The following is an 18,331-nucleotide window of genomic DNA, read 5'->3' on the forward strand; positions in this document are numbered from 1 at the left end:
GGCGCACACTATCTTATGATTTAACCAATAGTGAATCTTTCAGGGCATCAAGGTTTTGCTTCATAATGTCGATATACCCTATCCCTTTATCCTGTTCTTCTTTACTTAAGCCTTCCAATGTATCGAGCACTTCTGTCTTCGCGCCGATTTCATTGGCAAGCGTTTCTGCGACCTTTGAGGATGCAATTTCTTCAAAATAAATAACGTTTACGTTGTGTTCTTTTGCATATGTTTTCAGCTTTGCCAAGTCGGCTGGGCTCGGTTCTTGTTCAGGTGAAAGCCCTGCAATCGGAACCTGCGTCAAACCGTAATCTTTTGCGAGATAGCTAAAAGCTGTGTGCTGCGTAATAAATTCTTTCTTCACTGCTTTTTTTGCGGTTGTACGATATAGTTTATCAAGATCCTGCAGTTTTGCAATATATTCTGCACTATTTTTCTCATAGTATTCTTTATGATCCGGGTCCTGTTTTACGATTTGCGCCGTAATATTTTTAACTTCCTTTTGCGCCAAAACAGGGCTGAGCCATATGTGGGGGTCCATTTCATGGCTGTGATCATGCTCCTCATGGTCTTCGTGCCCTTCTTCAGAGCCTTTCATTAAATCAATGCCTTTGCTCGCATTGACGAAAACGGCATGATCTTGGCCCATGCTTTTTTCAGTTGTCGGAACCCATGTCTCCATGTATTCACTATTATAAACGAACAAATCAGCACCTTGAATGTTGGCAATGTCTTTCGGCGTTGGTTCCCAATCATGCGGTTCGACTGAAGATGGGATTAATAAATCCACATCGCCTTTGTCTTTTACAATTTGTTTCGTAAATTCATACATCGGATAAAATGTTGTGACAATGTGCAGTTTATCGCTCTTAGAATCTGTCGACCCTTTTGTTGATGAATTGCCGCATGCTGCAGCCAATAAGAAGCACGCTGCAATCACAAACAAACCGCTCCATTTTTTAAACATATCGTATATCCCCTCTTTTTCAAAATGACTTAAATCAAAATGATAACGATTTTGTAATCCTATATCATAATAAACCGAAGTCATTACGTTTTGCAAGATTAATTTTTTATTTATTTTATTCTTCCCATCTATGGCGCGAATATAAGCACGTAAAAAACCCGGCTGAAATGCCGGGCTTAAGTCATTTGATTGTATTGTCAAGAAGATACACTCTGCTCTCGTAAGGCTGAAATACCATTTCGTCAGCAAGATCACCATTGTTGTTATAATTGCTGAGAAGCAGGGATGATTGTTCCTTGCCGCATTGCTTCGGCCATCGGAAAACAGCCTGTTTGTTTGAAAAGTTATTGACCGATAATAGCTGCTGTTTTCCGTTTTCTCTCATGTATACAAACAGTTGCGGGTCATCCTCAAGCAAAAGCTCATAGCTTCCTTTGATGAGATCAGCGTACTGCTTTCTCAGGCGGATCAGCTTTTTGTAATAGGTTAAGATCGAATCAGGGTCTGTCTGTGCCTCTTCCACATTGATGGACGTAAAGTTAGGATTGATCTTCAGCCAAGGCGTGCCCTCAGTAAAACCGGCATTTTTACCGCTGCTCCACTGCATCGGCGTCCGGGCATGATCCCGGCTTTTGGCTAAGATTGATTTCATCACATCATCTGGGTCATACCCCTCTTCAAACACCCGTCTATGATACATATTGACCGTTTGTATATCTTTGTAGTCCTCAATTCGGGTAAACGGCGCGTTTGTCATCCCGATTTCTTCACCTTGATACATGTACGGCGTTCCCTTCATGAGATACAGAACAGTGGCCAGCATTTTCGCAGATGCTTTGTGATATTCCCCATCATCTCCGAACCTGGACACAATCCGAGGCTGGTCGTGGTTGCACCAATACAAGGTATTCCAGCCTTGATGTTCAAGCTTCTTTTGCCATGCTGTTAAGACCGCTTTTAAATCAGACAGCTCGAGAGGCTTTAAATCCCAGTTTTCTTTTCCCGCCTGCTGGTCAAGCTCCATATGCTGAAAGTGAAAAATCATATTCAGCTCATGCTCATCTGTACCCGTATATTTCAGGCCCTCATCCGGTGTGACATTGCCTACCTCTCCGACAGACATCACATGATACCGAGAAAATACTTCATCAGTCATTTCTTTTAAATACTCATGGATTCGTTCGCCATTTGGCTTGAAGGATTTCGGTTCTGCCTGTTGATTGATATAGTCCTCATATGAAGGAAGATATTCTTTCTTAGAAATGAGATGGAGCTGATCTATACGCAGGCCGTCCACCCCTTTATCGAGCCAAAACCTCATCATCTCAAACACTGCTTGGCGCACTTCAGGATGCTCCCAATTTAAGTCAGCTTGTTTGACGGCATTCATATGAAGAAAATATTCTCCCGTATGCTCCTCATATTCCCAGACCGGGCGTCCATAGTTAGACACCCAGTCTGTCGGAGGGCCGTTTTTTGTGCCGGGGCGCCAAAAATAATAGCTGCGGTATTTGCTGTTTTTGTCCATTTCAGCTTCTTTAAACCATGGATGCTCGACAGAGGTGTGATTTAATACAAAGTCCATGACCAGCTTTAAGCCCCGCTGATGCACCTGGTCAATCAGTTCGTGAAAATCGTCCATCGTTCCATATGAGTCCATAATTGCTTTATGGTCTGTCACATCATAGCCATAATCAACATTTGGAGAAGGATAGAGCGGGCAAACCCAAATGACATCCGCTCCGAGCTCCTTTATATAATCAAGGCGGGAAATGATCCCCCGCAGATCTCCAATCCCATCTCCATTGCTGTCCTGAAAGCTTCTCGGATAAATTTGATACACAACCGCATCCTTCCACCATTCTGTTTTCATCCCGCAATCCCCCTGTTATGCGTCCTATTCAAGCTGAGATGGATAAAGTGTCATTCCGCCGTCGATAAATAAAGTTGTGCCAGTCACATAGTTCGCTTCCCCAGATACGAGCCAAGCTGCCGCTGCCGCCACTTCTTCCGGTTTTCCGAAGGTTTTCATCGGAATCTTTTTCAATTGTTTTTGTCTGCTCTCTTCCTCTTTCGTATCAACATTTGATTCAGTGGCAATGGTGCCGGGTGCTATTGCGTTGATGCGGATTCCTTTTTCCGCATAATTAAGCGCCAGCGTTTCTGTCATCATCTTAATGCCGCCTTTGGACGTGGAATACTGGACGTTGACAGGGCGCGGGATCTGCTGGTGAACACTCGAGATATTCAGCACATTGCCTTTGATGTTGTTTTTCATCATGTGTTTAAGCGCTGCTTTGGCTCCCATAAAGGTTCCAGTAACGTTAACATCAATGACTCTCTGCCAATCCTCAAGATCCATTTCATGCGGCATCGCCTCCGCGCCGTTAAAGCCGGAGTTGTTCACCATCACATCGAGTGTGCCGAAATGCTCTAAAGCGGCATCAACAAGCGCCTGAATTCCTTCTTCTTTTGACACATCCGCCTTAACCGCGACGGCGTTTCCTCCATTATTCTTAATGATGTCCACAGTTTCATCGGCTCCAGATGGATCGCTGTGATAGTTCACGACAATATTCATTTTCTCCTGTCCAAACCGCTCTGCAATGGCTTTTCCGATTCCTTTTGAAGAACCTGTCACAATCGCTGTTTTTCCAGTTAAATCTTTATACATAAACGATATCCTCCTCTGATTTTTCATTCTGCAGTGGAAAATACCCCATTTTCTTTGGTTAAAAACAGCACAAAAAGCAGAGAGCCTGTGTGCTCTCTGCCTAAGATAATGGGCACAATTCTGAAATGATTTTTGCTTGAGCGATTGTGCAGCCGTATTTGTTGTCAAAACTTTAATCGTTTTCAACCACTTTAAAAAACTATTGAAAGCGCTGCTCAGCAAGCCTCTTTTTAATATTCATCAGCCTGCGGTAAAAGAAAGCAGCAGACTCATACCGTTCCTGCTGATTGAAATGTTCCGCTGTATCATGCAGCAGATCCTCAGCATCGGCAAGAAGCTGGCGGGATTCCAGGAGGTCAAAGCATTCTGTAAGCATGTCCCGGTCGCCCTTTCCAAGGTACAGCTCATGAATGAGGCGGAATTTCGTTACATATATGTCATCTCCCCATTCAGTGGCGCTTTTTACCCCACGCTCGTACGTCTCTGCCGCTTGGTCGTATTTTCCCTCTTTACAGTAGATGTGGGTCAGTGAGAAAACAGCTTGAACAGCCTGCTGAAAATAGTGCTCCTCAAAAATGGCGGCGGCTGTTTTGAAATAGTGCTCCGCTTCACTGTAATCGCCAAGACTATACTTACAGTGCCCGACATTATAATAGGCAGCGGCGATCATATACGCTTCTTCCAGCTGCCTTGCATGCTCTAAAGCACTGTTCAAATGCGTAAGCGCTTTTTCATGATGATAAACATCAGTCAAATTTCCGGCGATGATAAATTCACACTGTACGCGGCGGCGGCCGTACAATTCATATTTTGTATAGATATCAAGTGCCTGGCTCGCATAATTCATTGAAAAATACGTTTGTTTGATGTGATAATATACTTCTGCAACCTTAAAAAGAAACTCAGCTTTTTCGATCTCATCCTCGACATACTCGAGTTTTTCCTCAGCATGCTTATAATGGTCAATCGCTAATATGAAATTTTTCTGCTTAAATTCGTACATCCCTCTAAAATAATAAAAGTAATATTCCAATAAGCCTGTGAGTTTTTGCTGATTGCTTTCAATTTCGTTCAGCATCTCAGAGAACGGAGGCTTGGTGTCGCTGTCTCTCACCGGCATCAGCTTATCAAGCATGATACGATGCCGGAATTCCATCAAAGAGAAATATAAAAGCAAGTCCTGGTTTTCTTCCATGTCTTCTAAATCGTATTTAATTTCCTGCTTTAACGCTTCTGCTTGATCTGCTTCAAATGCGCGAATGAACCTGTACCAATCGTTTAGCTTTACTGCTACTTCCTCAGATGGAATCTTCGCTTTCATCGGTCTGCCTCCTTCCTCCTGCTACTATTTATGTTATATTTTATCATAAATGTTCGCTTTTAGAGAGAGTCAATCAATGAAAGCATTTACATTCAGCACATCATGAGAAAGTGAGAACGATATGAAATTATCCGCAAAAACATCTGTTATCTTATGTATTTTATTTCTGCTAGATCTATGTTTGGGCTATGTACGTCATGAATGGCATTCCCAAAACGCCCTGAAGGATATGCCTGTCCCTTCGGAGCTTCATCCGGTTGTGCAGCAAAATGCCGATGCCCTCAAGGCCGCTGCAGCGAATAAAGGTATTTCCATCGTCATTACAGAAGGATTCAGATCCTTTAAGGAACAAGACGAATTATATAAACAGGGACGCACAAAAAAAGGGAATATTGTCACCTATGCAAGAGGAGGGGAATCGTATCATAACTATGGTTTAGCTATTGATTTCGCCCTTCAAAAAAAGGATGGGAGCATCATATGGGATATGGAGTATGACGGCAATCAAAACGGGAAATCAGATTGGCTGGAGGTTGTCGAGATTGCTAAGAAACTCGGTTTTAAGTGGGGCGGAGACTGGAAACGATTCAAGGACTATCCCCACTTGGAAATGGTCCCTGACTAACCTCTCTCACAGCCTTTTCTTTTTCCTTACATGCGCATCAATATAGGCAGGATAAACCGGCTTATATACAAGTCTGTAGTGATGGTCGCTGCCTGCTGTAAAATCAGGCTGCCACTCCAGCTTCACATCAAATGAAGCCAAAAACGTTTCTTTCGCTTCTTCAGCAGAAACATCCGGCCTGTGATTGATCGCCTCCAATTGCTCAGGATCAATATCCGGTGCCATAAAAGCGTCAATCAATCCTGTTTCCGGATTGACAAGGATGCGGGCAGCGCCGAACCGCAGCGGCACTCCTTTATACCAGACAGAAAAATGATTGCGGAGCCGCCCTCTTTCATCAACTCGAATAGGGTTCGCTCTGAAAAACTCAGCCGCTCTCGGATAGAGGGCGTACAAAAATTGAAGCGCCGTCCTTTGGCATTCTTCTGTTGAGCACGGGCGGCTGATCGGCTGATCCATAAAAGAAATCGCCGCTTTTAATTTCCCGGTTTTTTTATCCGTCTTCATTTTGATTGTATTTTTATTTCTCGTCTCAAAGTAACTCCCAATGCTTAAATCCTTCCGTTCCGGCGCAGAACCTTTTCGCCACGTGCTGCCTATTTCATCTCCAAAGTCCTTTTCACCGATTTTCTGCATATCAGAGGTAAAGCCCAGCATGGCATATATGTCGATTTCTTCCATATCATGATACGACGGCAGAGGTACTGCGTCGTCTATTCTTTCATCTGCGATATGCTGATCGGGCACAATTTCATTGACGTCGGCGGGATAGCTGTATCCCGGGAGAATCGGTTCATACACAAGTCTGGGTGCCTGTTCCCCATCAACGACATCGTACATCAGCTTCAAAGACATTGTATTTAAGTAATGGGACATAACCTTCTCTTTGGCTACAAATTCCTTTGGCACTTCAGCTTTGTACTCTTCTCCGTAATATAAGAAATGGACGACCTTTCCGGTTCGTGCTATATCGATTAAAAAACCTGAATTGGGAAGGGGAAGCCCTAATTCCATTTTGGTATAGGCAAAACGAAAATGCTGTCCCCGTTCTTCCTTGCCTTGAAAGTCGAATTTCATAAATGTGCCAGGGTGGTAGGCAGCGGCAAACCGCAGAGCCGTCAGCTTCAGTTCGGCATCTGGAAGTTTTTTATCTGCCTCAGGACGCACGGTTGTTGAAAAGGTGAGTAAAGCGCCATCATGTCCGAGTTCAACGATAATGCGTTTTTCCGGATCTTTAGGGTCCTTCCAGGTGAAATATGCCTGCCCCTTCTTCTTTTTCTTTTGATCGTAATCTTCTATCTCAAGCTCATAATGAGGCGGTACATTCCCGATCTCTTGCGCCTTCTTTTTCAGCTGTTTATTAACCAATGAAGTCATCCTTTCAAAGAGTCTACGACAAAGAGAATCCTGCTTATTATATAAAAAGACCTTTCTTCTTTTAAAGTGAAAAAAGGTCTTTTTCTATTATTGTCATTTGTTTCTGATATTCTTTCTGTTATTTTCATCACACCCGCCCTTTACAACTGCGCCATTGGTGCGACTTACTGTTTTACCATGAACTGAAAACAGGTTCCCCTGTATGGGCTTCGATAAAACGAGGAAACACCGGCTTATAGACGAGCCTGTAGCTGTATTCTTCACCATCATTGTATTCTCTCTCCCAGCCAAGCTCAACTTTAAAATGTTGCCAAAAGATAGACTTCGCTTGTTCTGCTGAAATGGCCGGCTTCGGATGAATGGCCTCCAGCTCCTCCGGGTCAATATCCGGCGCCATATAAACGGTAATATATCCTGTCTGGCGGCTGACACAGATTCTGATCTGTCCAAATCGAAGCGGAATTCCGTGACAATGCGCTTTAAATGTAAAACCAGCGATCGGGCTTTCTTCTTCATCAGGTTCGTCATATGTAATCTTAAAATATTGGTCGGCCTTCGGAAATAAAGCAAATAGAAAGCGAAGCGCCCTTTTTTCGCACTCTGCTACAGTTACTGTCAGCGGCCCTTTTTTCTCTATAAATGACATGACGCCTTCGAGTTTTCCGGTTTCTTTGTGATAAATGGTTTTCAGCACTTGATGAATCCGTCCTTTAAACCAGCTGTCCAAGCTTTTATCCTCCGGCTGATAGATAGGATCATCCAGGTTTCGCCACACGGTCCCGATTCTCCCATCTCCCAAATCTGTTTCCCGCTCTTTGACAAACCCTTTTTCGAGGCCAATCATGCTGCCAAGATCGGCCTGTTCGTGAATGCCTTCGAATAATGGGAGAGGAAAGCTTTCCCGCTCCTTGTCATCGTCCTCATCACATTCCTTTTCTTCTTGTACCAAATCCGCAGGTACGGCAATGGCCCTGCAATCAGGCTCATACACCAAATGCGGCTGATCATCCCCGCTTTTGTATACAGAATGATGAAGAACCTCAAACAAAAGCTCAAACTCTACGTTCTTCTTGATGAAGGCAAGTGCTTCTTCATGATCCGCGACCCGCTTTGGATTGATTATGCTGCTCGCTTTGCCGTAATAGTCAAAGGATATGATCTCACCGGACAAGGAAATATCAACCATAAACCCGCTCATAGGGAGAGGAAGGCCACGCTCCATTTGAACATATGAAAATCTCACTTTATCGTCGAATGTATCGTCTTGTTCTTCGCGAACAAAGGCAGAGAGTGCTTCAGGATAATGAGTCTCGACAAATTGGCGCATGATATCCTCCAACCGTTTCTCAGACAGCTTTTCTCCGTTTTCAGACTCCATATCACGGGAGAGGGATTTAAGCCGCCCGTCCGTTCCAAGATCAACAGTAATGCCGATTTGTTCATCCTCAGGATCTACCCAACAAAAATGCACTCTTTTCTGCTCGTCACTATAGTCTTCAATTTCCAATTTAAAGTGCATTGGCACCCGGCCGATTTCCAATGCTTTCTGCTTCCATTTCTCTTTCTTCACCAAAACGTCCCCTTTCATCATTCTTATATCCCTCCCGACTAATCGAAAAGTAATAGTCTAAATTACACAAATTTCTGAGTTTACCAGTTTTACCAGAACATTTCTCCCCAAAAATAGGTTGATGAACCTATTTCATATAAAAGCTAATAATCTTAAAATTAATTCCGTTGTAACTTTTTATAGGTCCATTTATGAAAAAGAAGGGCGGAGCTTCCAATAAATCCGTGAGAAAAGAACTGATTTTTTTGGTTATATGAGGCTAATCCATTCAAAAAGATCTATTTCTCGAAGACAAAAGACTCTCCCTTTCCTAAACCATTTGAGGAGGAAAAATGAATGTTTCAGAAAAAAACGTATACTGTTTTCCTAATTCTTCTGCTAATGATGTTTACAGCTGCTTGTTCAGGAAGCAAAACAAGCGCGGAGAAGAATAATTCAGAAACAGAAAAAAGCTCAGATATAGCGCAAGTCAAAATTAAAGATGTCTCTTATACACTGCCGTCCAAATATGATAAATCAACTACAGACGACCAGCTTGTGTTAAAAGTCAATGTCGCTGTGAAAAACACAGGAAAAGAACCTCTGAATGTAGACAATATGAACTTTACGTTGTATCAAGGTGATACAAAAATGTCTGAAACAGCCCCTGAAGACTATAACGAAAAGCTGCGCAGCAGTACGATAAGCACTGATAAATCCGTAGAAGGAAGCTTATTCTACGTTGTGGATAAAGGCAAGAAATACGAGCTTAACTATACGCCGGAATATTACGGCGATAAAAAGGCGAAATCAATTACTTTCAACATTGATGGAAAGGACAAAAAACTCCTTGCGACAGCAGATCAGCTGCAAAACTCAGCTAAAGCACTATCCGCTTATGTCGATATCCTTCTTTTCGGTAAAGACAACGCTGATTTCGAAAAAATCACCGGTGATAACAAAAACGAAATGGTGAATAATTTCAATAAGTCAGCAAAAGACGGCTATCTCTCAGCCTCAGGCCTTTCAAGCACATATGCAGACAGCAAAGCGATTGATAATATCGTGAACGGCATTAAAGAAGGATTAAGCAAAAACTCCTCCATTCAGGCAAAAACAACCTCGATCTCTAAAGACGAAGCAATTGTTGAAGCCACCATTAAACCTGTAGATGCCTCTTCACTCTCAGACCGCATCGAGGACAGAGTGAAAGACTACTACAGCAAGAACGCTGGCGCCAGCTATGAAGATGCTGTAAAATACGCTCTTCAAGTATACCCTGAGGAATTTAAAAAACTCGGACCGGCTTCATCTGAAGAAACAGTTGAAGTGAAAATGAAGAAAAATAACATCGACCAATGGAAGCTTGATATGGACGATTACAGAGCGGCAAAATTAGTGAAAGCATTCATCAAAGAATAACACTCCAAAAGGAAATAGCCTTGCAGGCTATTTCCTTTTTTATGCAAAAATCTCGCTGATGAAATTCGCTTCATCTTCGGTCAGTTCTATGTTAAGGTTTCCAGCTTCGTTTTACTCCATTGTTCCTTCTCAATTTAAATAAAATAGGCTGATTCACTTTCCGTATTAGATATCCTTTTTCTTTTTCCTTCTTTTTCAAAAATAAAAAACCTTGAAAAGTCCGGCTTTTCAAGGTTTTTTCATTATGAGGATAGTGCTTGTGCAAAACGATCCGCTTCATCTTGCAGGGTGCTTTCAATTTCTTTGTATCGGCTGGAAATCGTTGATGCGCTGACACCGTATTTTTTCGCCAGCTTGGCTTGCGAAACGGAGACTCCGTTTAGAGAAATCGCATTCACATAATATTCAACTGCCGCTGCGAAAGCTTCCGGCTTTCTGATGATAGGTGATTTTTTCTCGCAAAATGTTTTCCAGATATCAATAACAGCCGGGATCAATTCGCTAGGATACTCATCTCCGCTCATGCCTTTTTCGATAGCCGCAGCGGTTTCTTTCTCCAAGTCGTTTGCCCACTCAACACTGTATTCTTCTGCTGCTTCTGCCTTTGGCTCTTCATCTTTCTCAGCTAACAGTGCGAATATAACGTTGTTGAATTCCTGCTTCATGAAGTCCTCCGGCGTTTTGCCGTTCTTCTCAGCAGCATCCGCATATTTCTTCACCTTGCTGATCAGCTCTTCTGTTCTCTTCACCGGGAAGATTGTGAACTGCATGAAGAATTCTGCTTTTTCCGCTTCATGGATTGGATATCCGAGAATTAGGCTTCCCACAGGCGGGAGGTCTTGATTATTGGCATCCATTTCTACTTCGAATTGTTTTGTCGTAATGACATCTTCAAAGTGAATGAGACCTTCTTTCAGGTCTTGCAAAAGCAATAAAGCAGGCGTTATGCTCTTCCATGATTCTACGATCTCACGCGTTTTCGGACGAGTGATCGAATCGCCTTTTTTCTGAAGGTAGTCTTCGAAGATTGTCTTTTCACCAGCAAGCGGGTGGAAGAAGATTCCCCAAACTCCTAAATTAAATACGCTAATGTCTTTCGTCTGTCTGTCCATAGCAGAAAGAAAATCATGCTGGTTGATAAAGCCAGAAATGCTTTCTCTATGTGCTGTGAAGGCATACTCCACTAAGTCTTCCTGAATTTGTTTTGCTTCTTTTGCCGCTAGTTCTGTCGGGAAGTCGACCACTTTACTTCCGCAGCATTTTTTATATTTCTTGCCGCTGCCGCATGGGCAAGGGGCATTTCGTTTCACTTTTCCCACAATAAACCCTCCGAATTCTGTTGTAACTTTTCTATTTTAACAAAAATAACTTCCGAGGGCTTGGTTTCGAGCCAAAAAAGAATTTGGCAATATGAGAAACTGGTTTATTATGCCGATTCACCTAAGATTTTTTCATTATTTTTTGATTTAAGTCTTGTTTTCTATTATCGCTTTAAACTCTTCTTTTAGGGGCTAGGCTGAAAGCGGAATAACCTTGAAGAATCTCTTCTTCAAGGTTATATATCTCATTAGTTTGTATTTTTGCCCCCGCCGTTCAGTCCTTCTTTAACCAAGCTTTTGACTTGGCTGCTGTACAGAAGGCTGATATGACCAACACCATGGATTTGAACATTTTTTGCCCCTCTCAAGTTAGACATATAGTTCATTACAATCATGTCTGCTGAACTGTAAATAGACGTGTATAAAATCTTTTGATTCGGATCTGTTCCCGGCAGCGCTCTGTTTGACACCAAACGGTTCGCTCCGCCAAGCGTTACAACGTTTTCAATTTTATTTCCGCCATCCAGTTTTTTTATGTAATAAAGTGTGTTCGCGCCCCCCATGCTGTGAGCGACAATATCCACTTTTTTCGCACCAGTTTCATCCAAGACCTTTTGCACGAAACGTGATAATACAGGGCCATTGTTTAAATTTGTGCCTGTCTTGTCCCAAAAATCAACTGCATACAGTTTGTCCCGCGACCAGCCCTGAGATACGAGATAGCTTTTAATTCCCGCAAAATTGAATGATGCTCCCCCAATACCGTGAACCATAACCACTGGATTGTGTTCAGCGGCTTTGGCTGACGGCTGCAGCGCAAACAGCGATGTAACAGACAGCGTCAAAATTGTTACAAGTGCAATGAACTTACTTTTTACAAATGTCATAGTTTCCTCCTTTTTTTGTAACAAATTCTTCAATTATATTACATTTCCAAATTCATTAAGTAAAGGGTATTTTTACCTTACTTCAGAGAGACTTTCGGTCCTAAAAATACCAAAAAAAAGAAGGCCTATTCGCCTTCTTTTCTTTAATATTCATTGAAATAAGTTTGGATCTTTTGCGGATCATCTGTTTTTGTGAGCGCCAGCATCAGTAATATTCGTGCTTTTTGCGGGTTTAAAGAGTTCGATGCCAGAAGGTCTTTTTTCGCATACTCTTGGTTTGGTGTTACGACTCCATTTCCCGTACGGGATGAACGCACAACAGTGACACCTTTTTTGACGGCGCTGACTGCTCCTTTTTCGGATGCATCAGATAAAGATCCGTTTCCTGTACCAGCGTAGACAATCCCTTTTGCTCCGGCTTCCACAGCAGCGTCAAACAGATAGCTTCCTTCATTTTGGTATCCATAGACAATGTCTACTTGGGGCAGCTGATCAAGATCAGAAACGGAGAAATCCGTGTCCTTCGTATGCTTGCGGGTCATTACATTATTAAAATAAATTTCATCAGCAATCGTTCCGATGTAACCCATTTCCTCTGCTTTAAATGTATCCGTTGTGGTTGTGTTTGTTTTTGAGACATAACGTGCTGAAGCAATTCGGTCGTTAAGAACGACGAGTGCCCCTTTTCCTTTAGCCTCAGGTGTGCCTGCTACTTTAACCGCATTGTACAGGTTAGAAGGCCCGTCAGCGCTGATGGCTGTGGAAGGTCTCATCGAACCGACAACAACAACCGGTTTATCGCTTTTCACAGTGAGGTTCAAAAAGTAAGCTGTTTCTTCCAATGTATCAGTTCCGTGGGTCACGACGACCCCGTCTACATCATCTGAAGCGAGCAATTTGTTGATGCGTTTCGCCAGCTTCAGCAAGATTTTATTATCAATATTTGTGCTCCCTACGTTGACAACCTGCTCGCCGGTGACGTTCGCAATGTCCTTCATTTCCGGAACGGCCTCAATCAGTGATTCAATGCCGACGACACCTGCTTTATATTCAGTGGTTGAAGTTTTTGATTTATTAGCGCCGGCAATCGTGCCTCCTGTCGCTAAAATTTTAATGTTTGGCAAGTCCTTTTTTCCAGAGGCGGAAGCCGAAGAAACTTTTTGTGTTTGCGGTTTTTCTTTCGGAGATTCTTTTGTTTCAGGAGATTGTGCGCATCCAGTAAAAGCAAATAATAGTGCGATAAAAAGAGTGAATATGAGACATCGTTGTTTTTTCATTTATTTCTCTCCTAACATCCTTATAATGTTTAATTATTAAATATTTTGTTTATTCTGTCAAAATATATATTAATTTTTCTTTAAGTTTTTTTGTAATACTCTTCTTTTTTTGTCTTTTTATTCACTGAATTTCTCTTGACAATAAATAAGCAAATCAAGATAATAGACCAGTCACTATATTTTTGATTGCAATTCAGTAAGGTGGGAATGTTATGAGTTATGGAGATTCCCGTGAGAAAATCCTGTCCGCAGCTACCCGGCTTTTTCAGCTGCAGGGATATTACGGCACGGGGCTGAACCAGATTATAAAGGAAAGCGGCGCGCCTAAAGGCTCTCTTTACTACCATTTTCCCGGCGGTAAAGAACAGCTGGCGATCGAAGCAGTGAGTGAGATGAAGGAATATATCCGCCAGCAAATCGCGGACTGCATGGAAGCCTACACCGATCCAGCGGAAGGCATTCAAGCCTTTTTGAAGGAGCTCTCCTGCCAGTTTTCTTGTCCAGAAGACATTGAAGGCTTGCCAGTCGGCTTGCTCGCGGCTGAGACGTCCTTGAAAAGCGAACCGTTGCGTGAAGCATGCCATGAAGCCTACAAAGAGTGGGCCTCTGTTTACGAGGAAAAGCTTGTGCAGACAGGCTGCAGTGAGAGCCATGCTAAGGAAGCCAGCACTGTGATTAATGCCGTGATTGAGGGCGGTATCCTTTTATCTTTGACGGCAAAAAACAGCACACCGCTCCTGCATATCTCCAGCTGCATTCCTGACCTGCTGAAAAGATAAAAATAAGACGCGTATATTACATTCAGTTGATTGAGAGGGGAAATGATTTTTGGAAACAGCAGCTACTAAAGCATCTCAGCAATACAGAGTGATGCCGATTATGATTTCCTTGCTGTTGGCCGGTTTTATCGGCATGTTTAGTGAAACAGCGCTGAACATCGCCTTAACCGACCTGATGAAGGAATTGAACATAACAGCAGCAACCGTTCAATGGTTAACAACGGGCTACCTGCTTGTACTCGGTATCCTCGTTCCTGTATCAGGACTGCTATTGCAGTGGTTCACAACAAGACAGCTTTTTACTGTGTCACTTATTTTTTCGATTTTAGGCACCTTGATTGCGGCGCTTGCGCCAAGCTTCCCATTTTTATTGGCGGCGAGAATCGTTCAGGCACTCGGAACAGGTCTTTTACTCCCGCTGATGTTTAACACGATTTTGGTGATTTTTCCGCCTCATAAACGGGGCGCGGCAATGGGAACAATCGGGCTTGTCATCATGTTTGCGCCCGCTATCGGCCCGACATTCTCCGGATTGGTTCTGGAGCATCTCAACTGGCACTGGATTTTTTGGATTTCTCTTCCGTTCCTTGTGCTGGCGCTTGTTTTCGGTATGGCATACATGCAAAATGTATCAGACATTACAAAACCGAAAATTGATGTATTATCTATTATTCTGTCGACGATTGGCTTCGGCGGCATTGTATTCGGATTCAGCAACGCGGGTGAAGGCTCCGGCGGATGGTCAGGCCCGACTGTAATCATCTCACTGATTGTCGGTGTTGTCGGCCTTATCCTATTTTCAATCCGCCAGCTGACGATGAAGCAGCCAATGATGAACCTCCGTGCGTTCAGGTACCCGATGTTTATTTTGGGTGTGATTATGGTATTCATTTGTATGATGGTCATCCTGTCATCTATGCTGCTTCTGCCAATGTATCTGCAAGGCGGCTTAGTCCTGACGGCATTTGCTTCTGGCCTTATTCTCTTGCCAGGCGGTATTTTAAACGGATTAATGTCCCCTGTTACCGGTCGACTCTTCGATAAATACGGCCCAAAATGGCTTGTCATTCCGGGATTTTTGATTGTCACTGTTGTCCTTTGGCTCTTCTCAAACGTCACGACTGCTTCAACGGCTGTGCTGATTATCATCCTGCACACCTGCTTGATGATCGGGATCTCTATGATTATGATGCCTGCGCAGACAAACGGTTTAAACCAGCTGCCGCGAGAGTTTTACCCAGACGGCACCGCTATCATGAACACGCTGCAGCAAATGGCTGGCGCTATCGGTACAGCGGTTGCGGTCAGCATTATGGCTGCAGGCCAGCATGATTATATGAAAACAGCCAAAAATCCCGCCGACCCGTCAGTCATCCCGCAGGCTTTAACAGCGGGCGTTCAGCACGCGTTTGTGTTTGCAATGATTGTCGCGCTCATCGGTTTAATTGCCGCTTTCTTCTTGAAGCGGGTGAAAGTTGATCATTAATATGAAAAAGCCCCTAACCTTGTGTTTAGGGGCTTTTGTATGTTTACGTCCGGATCGCAGCCGCTGCGATTTCCTCAATCGCATAACGCAAATCCTCCTTCGTATTATAAAAGTGAGGAGCCAAACGGATGATATTGTCCCGCGGCGCGCAAATCACTTTTTTCTTTCTCAGCAATTCCGCCGTTTCCGATGCCCGCTCATCACGGATCGCAACCATGCCCGGCTGCTCACCCACAGGTGCTGCTAATCGCAGGCCTTTTTCAGCAGCAAATTGACTTGCTTCGGCACAAATCGTCTTCACATGATCCCGTATACGAGATACCCCAATATGATTCAGCAATGATAAAGCCGCTGCCGCTGCATATACGCTAATAAAAGCAGGCGTGCCTGTTTGAAAACGCCTCGCGCCTTCGGCATATGCCGCGTGCATCCCATTTTCCCTGCCGAACCAAGCAGATGTTTTCGGCTTCAGTTCGTCTGCCAGCTCCTTTCTCACATAAAGAAACGCCGTTCCCGGTATGCCAAGCAAATATTTCCGCGTACCTGCCGCCAGCATATCTACACCCCAAGCCTTTACGTCAATTGGAATATGCCCCGCTGATTGATAGGCATCAACAAATAAAAAAGAACCCTTTCTCCGAGAAATCTCAGCGATCGTTTTTATATCTTGAACAAAACCATCCCGATAATGAACGTGCGGAACACACGTCAGCGCTGTTTCTTCCGTAATATGTGTGTCATACTGCTCGAACGGCAGCGCGCCATCTATTGATGGAATGACGGATACAGCATAATCAGATTGTGACTGCCAAATATGAGACACCGCCGGAAAATCCATCTCCGTATACACCGCATGCTTCTTTTTACATACAGATAAAGACGATGCGATGGAAACCAGCGCATCAGAAACTGACGGCACAATCGCAATCTCATCCGGTTCAGCCCCTATCAGCTTTGCAAATTCGTTTCTCGCACTCTCTGTTTTTTTAATCGCGTCGTTCCAGTTTGACCCCCTATGCAGCAGGCTGTCATGGTAGTCTTTCACCGCCCGTGATACAGGCTCTGCCAACACGCTCTGAGAACAGCTGGCAAGCATCGTATGCGTCTGCAAGATTGGAAACAGCTGGCGATACCGCTGCGGCAAATGCTCCATTGTGATTCACTCCTTTTCATTATTTTGATGAAAAATCCAAAAATAAACAATAGAATAATAGGAAAAGGAGATGAGAAGATGAGAAAAAAAGTGCTGATCACAGGCTTTGACCCTTTTGAGAAAGAAACCATCAATCCATCGTGGGAAGCGGCGAAACGGCTGAATGGCTTGGAAACAGATGAAGCAATCATCATAGCAGAACAAATTCCGACCGCTTTCAGAACCGCCCTGGACACACTGCGGCAAGCTATTCAGAAGCATCAGCCGGATATCGTGATCTGTGTCGGCCAAGCCGGCGGTCGGATGCAAATCACTCCTGAACGGGTAGCCATCAATCTTGCAGACGCTCGCATTCCCGATAACGAAGGACATCGGCCGATTGATGAAGAGATTTCTCCACGAGGACCCGCCGCTTACTGGACAGGACTGCCCGTGAAAAGAATGACCGCGATCATGCAGGAAAACGGCATACCAGCCGCTGTCTCTTATACAGCGGGCACATTTGTATGCAACTATTTGTTCTACGGCTTAATGGATCATATTCGCCAGACGTCTCCTCACATTCGCGGCGGGTTTATTCATATTCCTTACATTCCGGAGCAAACCATTGATAAAACAGCGCCCAGCCTCAGCTTAGACACGATTGTCCAGGCATTGAGGATCGCCGCTGTGACGGCGGCACAATATGATAAAGATGTGAAGTCACCGGGCGGTACGCTGCACTAAGCGGCCGCCGTTTCACTTGTCACTCTTTTTTTGTAGACAAATGCCGATAGGGCGACACTTACTTCAAACAGGGCAACCAGCGGGATCATGACTAGAAAATCAGAAATGAAATCAGGCGGTGTCATTAATACAGACACGACGACCAGCAAAAAATAGGACAGCTTTCTCGATTTGGCCAGTCTATAGGGATTCAAGACGCCCAGCCTTGTTAAAAACATCACCACTAGAGGCATTTCAAACAGAAAGCCGAACGGAAGGCTCAAATTGACCATAAACCTGAAATAGCGGTCAGCTGTAAACATCGTTTCGAAATGGCCGGAAGACAAATGAGTCAAAAAGCTGAGCACGATCGGAAACAAAACAAAGTATCCGAAGGCAATACCCGCCAAAAACAATGCAAATAAACCAGGTATGTACATGAGCGTCACCTTGCGCTCCGTTTTCGTCAGCGCCGGCGTAACGAAACGCCATAGCTGGTACGCGGCAACAGGGATGGAAGCCGCAATGGCACAAATGCCGGAAAGCATCATATACACCCAGAGGATTTCACTCGGCCCAAGCACAGCCAGCTTTCCGTCCAAATCTCTGATCAGCCAGTCATAAATGTCCTGCACAAATAAAAAAGCCGTGATGAGAAATAGAAAAAATACTGCGAGCGTTACGATAATCCGGCGGCGAAGCTCTTCAAGATGCCCGATCAGATGGGTTTCTTTTTTATCCATTCAAAAAAGCCCTCCTTTCATTAAAAAGAGGCAGACTCGGTGTCTGC

At 43.9% G+C, this 18,331-nt stretch carries 16 protein-coding genes and 1 pseudogene; 6 read left to right on the top strand and 11 right to left on the bottom strand.

The genetic code is table 11. The annotated features are described in order from the left end of the window. Positions 1-13: 13 nt before the first annotated feature. From BTW01_RS11250 to BTW01_RS11265, 4 genes are all read right to left on the bottom strand, one after another. The gene (locus tag BTW01_RS11250) at positions 14-967 is read right to left on the bottom strand and encodes a metal ABC transporter substrate-binding protein (protein WP_162103072.1); all 954 of its coding nucleotides are present in this window, start codon (positions 965-967) and stop codon (positions 14-16) included. Between the two features lie 181 nt (positions 968-1,148). Then, on the bottom strand, positions 1,149-2,840 hold the full coding sequence (locus tag BTW01_RS11255; RefSeq protein WP_162103073.1) for a glycoside hydrolase family 13 protein: 1,692 nt from the start codon (positions 2,838-2,840) through the stop codon (positions 1,149-1,151). A gap of 24 nt (positions 2,841-2,864) precedes the next feature. Further along, entirely contained in the window at positions 2,865-3,641 is a 777-nt protein-coding gene (locus BTW01_RS11260) for an SDR family oxidoreductase (protein ID WP_162103074.1), read from the bottom strand. 199 nt (positions 3,642-3,840) lie between these two features. Next, positions 3,841-4,962 carry a Rap family tetratricopeptide repeat protein gene (locus tag BTW01_RS11265; RefSeq protein WP_162103075.1) on the bottom strand — a complete coding sequence of 374 codons (1,122 nt, stop codon included), beginning with the start codon at positions 4,960-4,962 and terminating at the stop codon, positions 3,841-3,843. Positions 4,963-5,083: 121 nt separating this feature from the next. Here BTW01_RS11265 and BTW01_RS11270 point away from each other — a divergent pair, with 121 nt between their 5' ends. Then, positions 5,084-5,587 (top strand): M15 family metallopeptidase, encoded by a 504-nt coding sequence (locus tag BTW01_RS11270; protein WP_162103076.1) that lies wholly within the window; start codon positions 5,084-5,086, stop codon positions 5,585-5,587. A gap of 6 nt (positions 5,588-5,593) precedes the next feature. Here the strand turns inward: BTW01_RS11270 and BTW01_RS11275 are convergent, their stop codons facing one another. Together BTW01_RS11275 and BTW01_RS11280 are read right to left on the bottom strand one after the other, a co-directional pair. Further along, positions 5,594-6,955 (bottom strand): YcdB/YcdC domain-containing protein, encoded by a 1,362-nt coding sequence (locus BTW01_RS11275; protein WP_162103077.1) that lies wholly within the window; start codon positions 6,953-6,955, stop codon positions 5,594-5,596. Positions 6,956-7,136: 181 nt separating this feature from the next. After that, positions 7,137-8,552: a YcdB/YcdC domain-containing protein gene (locus tag BTW01_RS11280; protein ID WP_162103164.1), complete on the bottom strand. Its 1,416-nt coding sequence runs from the start codon at positions 8,550-8,552 to the stop codon at positions 7,137-7,139. A gap of 205 nt (positions 8,553-8,757) precedes the next feature. Here BTW01_RS11280 and BTW01_RS18480 point away from each other — a divergent pair. Beyond that, positions 8,758-8,835, top strand: a pseudogene (locus BTW01_RS18480) (hypothetical protein); the annotation flags it as partial. Between the two features lie 35 nt (positions 8,836-8,870). Next, positions 8,871-9,935 (top strand): DUF5105 domain-containing protein, encoded by a 1,065-nt coding sequence (locus BTW01_RS11285; RefSeq protein ID WP_162103078.1) that lies wholly within the window; start codon positions 8,871-8,873, stop codon positions 9,933-9,935. 242 nt (positions 9,936-10,177) lie between these two features. On the opposite strand, the gene BTW01_RS11290 is transcribed toward BTW01_RS11285, so the two are convergent. From BTW01_RS11290 to BTW01_RS11300, 3 genes are all read right to left on the bottom strand, one after another. Beyond that, entirely contained in the window at positions 10,178-11,254 is a 1,077-nt protein-coding gene (locus BTW01_RS11290; RefSeq protein ID WP_162103079.1) for a helix-turn-helix domain-containing protein, read from the bottom strand. A 248-nt stretch (positions 11,255-11,502) separates the two neighbouring features. Further along, entirely contained in the window at positions 11,503-12,141 is a 639-nt protein-coding gene (locus tag BTW01_RS11295) for an esterase/lipase family protein (RefSeq protein WP_162103080.1), read from the bottom strand. 143 nt (positions 12,142-12,284) lie between these two features. Next, positions 12,285-13,418, bottom strand: a complete 1,134-nt coding sequence (locus tag BTW01_RS11300; RefSeq protein WP_162103081.1) for a type II asparaginase — start codon at positions 13,416-13,418, stop codon at positions 12,285-12,287. A 212-nt stretch (positions 13,419-13,630) separates the two neighbouring features. Here BTW01_RS11300 and lmrA point away from each other — a divergent pair, with 212 nt between their 5' ends. Both lmrA and lmr(B) read left to right on the top strand, forming a co-directional pair. Then, positions 13,631-14,197 (top strand): transcriptional regulator LmrA, encoded by a 567-nt coding sequence (gene lmrA / locus BTW01_RS11305; protein WP_162103082.1) that lies wholly within the window; start codon positions 13,631-13,633, stop codon positions 14,195-14,197. A gap of 49 nt (positions 14,198-14,246) precedes the next feature. After that, positions 14,247-15,683: a lincomycin efflux MFS transporter Lmr(B) gene (gene lmr(B) / locus BTW01_RS11310; protein WP_162103083.1), complete on the top strand. Its 1,437-nt coding sequence runs from the start codon at positions 14,247-14,249 to the stop codon at positions 15,681-15,683. A 43-nt stretch (positions 15,684-15,726) separates the two neighbouring features. Here the strand turns inward: lmr(B) and BTW01_RS11315 are convergent, their stop codons facing one another. Further along, complete coding sequence (locus tag BTW01_RS11315) at positions 15,727-16,836, bottom strand: aminotransferase class V-fold PLP-dependent enzyme (protein ID WP_162103084.1); 1,110 nt, start codon at positions 16,834-16,836, stop codon at positions 15,727-15,729. A 78-nt stretch (positions 16,837-16,914) separates the two neighbouring features. Here BTW01_RS11315 and pcp point away from each other — a divergent pair, with 78 nt between their 5' ends. Continuing rightward, a complete protein-coding gene (gene pcp / locus BTW01_RS11320) occupies positions 16,915-17,562 on the top strand; it encodes a pyroglutamyl-peptidase I (protein WP_162103085.1) in 648 nt (215 codons plus the stop codon). Here the strand turns inward: pcp and tatC are convergent. Further along, entirely contained in the window at positions 17,559-18,284 is a 726-nt protein-coding gene (tatC, locus tag BTW01_RS11325) for a twin-arginine translocase subunit TatC (protein WP_162103086.1), read from the bottom strand. The two genes, pcp and tatC, sit on opposite strands and share 4 nt — an antisense overlap. Positions 18,285-18,331 lie beyond the last annotated feature (47 nt).

Origin of the sequence: Bacillus sp. SKDU12, from assembly GCF_010093085.1 — a bacterium.
Lineage (GTDB): Bacteria > Bacillota > Bacilli > Bacillales > Bacillaceae > Bacillus > Bacillus mexicanus.

What these genes read in the sequence shown, in the direction of transcription:
- BTW01_RS11250 (WP_162103072.1), bottom strand. Translation starts at nt 967, where the DNA reads ATGTTTAAAAAATGGAGCGGTTTGTTTGTGATTGCAGCGTGCTTCTTA.
- BTW01_RS11255 (WP_162103073.1), bottom strand. Translation starts at nt 2,840, where the DNA reads ATGAAAACAGAATGGTGGAAGGATGCGGTTGTGTATCAAATTTATCCG.
- BTW01_RS11260 (WP_162103074.1), bottom strand. Translation starts at nt 3,641, where the DNA reads ATGTATAAAGATTTAACTGGAAAAACAGCGATTGTGACAGGTTCTTCA.
- BTW01_RS11265 (WP_162103075.1), bottom strand. Translation starts at nt 4,962, where the DNA reads ATGAAAGCGAAGATTCCATCTGAGGAAGTAGCAGTAAAGCTAAACGAT.
- BTW01_RS11270 (WP_162103076.1), top strand. Translation starts at nt 5,084, where the DNA reads ATGAAATTATCCGCAAAAACATCTGTTATCTTATGTATTTTATTTCTG.
- BTW01_RS11280 (WP_162103164.1), bottom strand. Translation starts at nt 8,552, where the DNA reads ATGAAAGGGGACGTTTTGGTGAAGAAAGAGAAATGGAAGCAGAAAGCA.
- BTW01_RS11285 (WP_162103078.1), top strand. Translation starts at nt 8,871, where the DNA reads ATGTTTCAGAAAAAAACGTATACTGTTTTCCTAATTCTTCTGCTAATG.
- BTW01_RS11295 (WP_162103080.1), bottom strand. Translation starts at nt 12,141, where the DNA reads ATGACATTTGTAAAAAGTAAGTTCATTGCACTTGTAACAATTTTGACG.
- BTW01_RS11300 (WP_162103081.1), bottom strand. Translation starts at nt 13,418, where the DNA reads ATGAAAAAACAACGATGTCTCATATTCACTCTTTTTATCGCACTATTA.
- lmrA (WP_162103082.1), top strand. Translation starts at nt 13,631, where the DNA reads ATGAGTTATGGAGATTCCCGTGAGAAAATCCTGTCCGCAGCTACCCGG.
- BTW01_RS11315 (WP_162103084.1), bottom strand. Translation starts at nt 16,836, where the DNA reads ATGGAGCATTTGCCGCAGCGGTATCGCCAGCTGTTTCCAATCTTGCAG.
- pcp (WP_162103085.1), top strand. Translation starts at nt 16,915, where the DNA reads ATGAGAAAAAAAGTGCTGATCACAGGCTTTGACCCTTTTGAGAAAGAA.
- tatC (WP_162103086.1), bottom strand. Translation starts at nt 18,284, where the DNA reads ATGGATAAAAAAGAAACCCATCTGATCGGGCATCTTGAAGAGCTTCGC.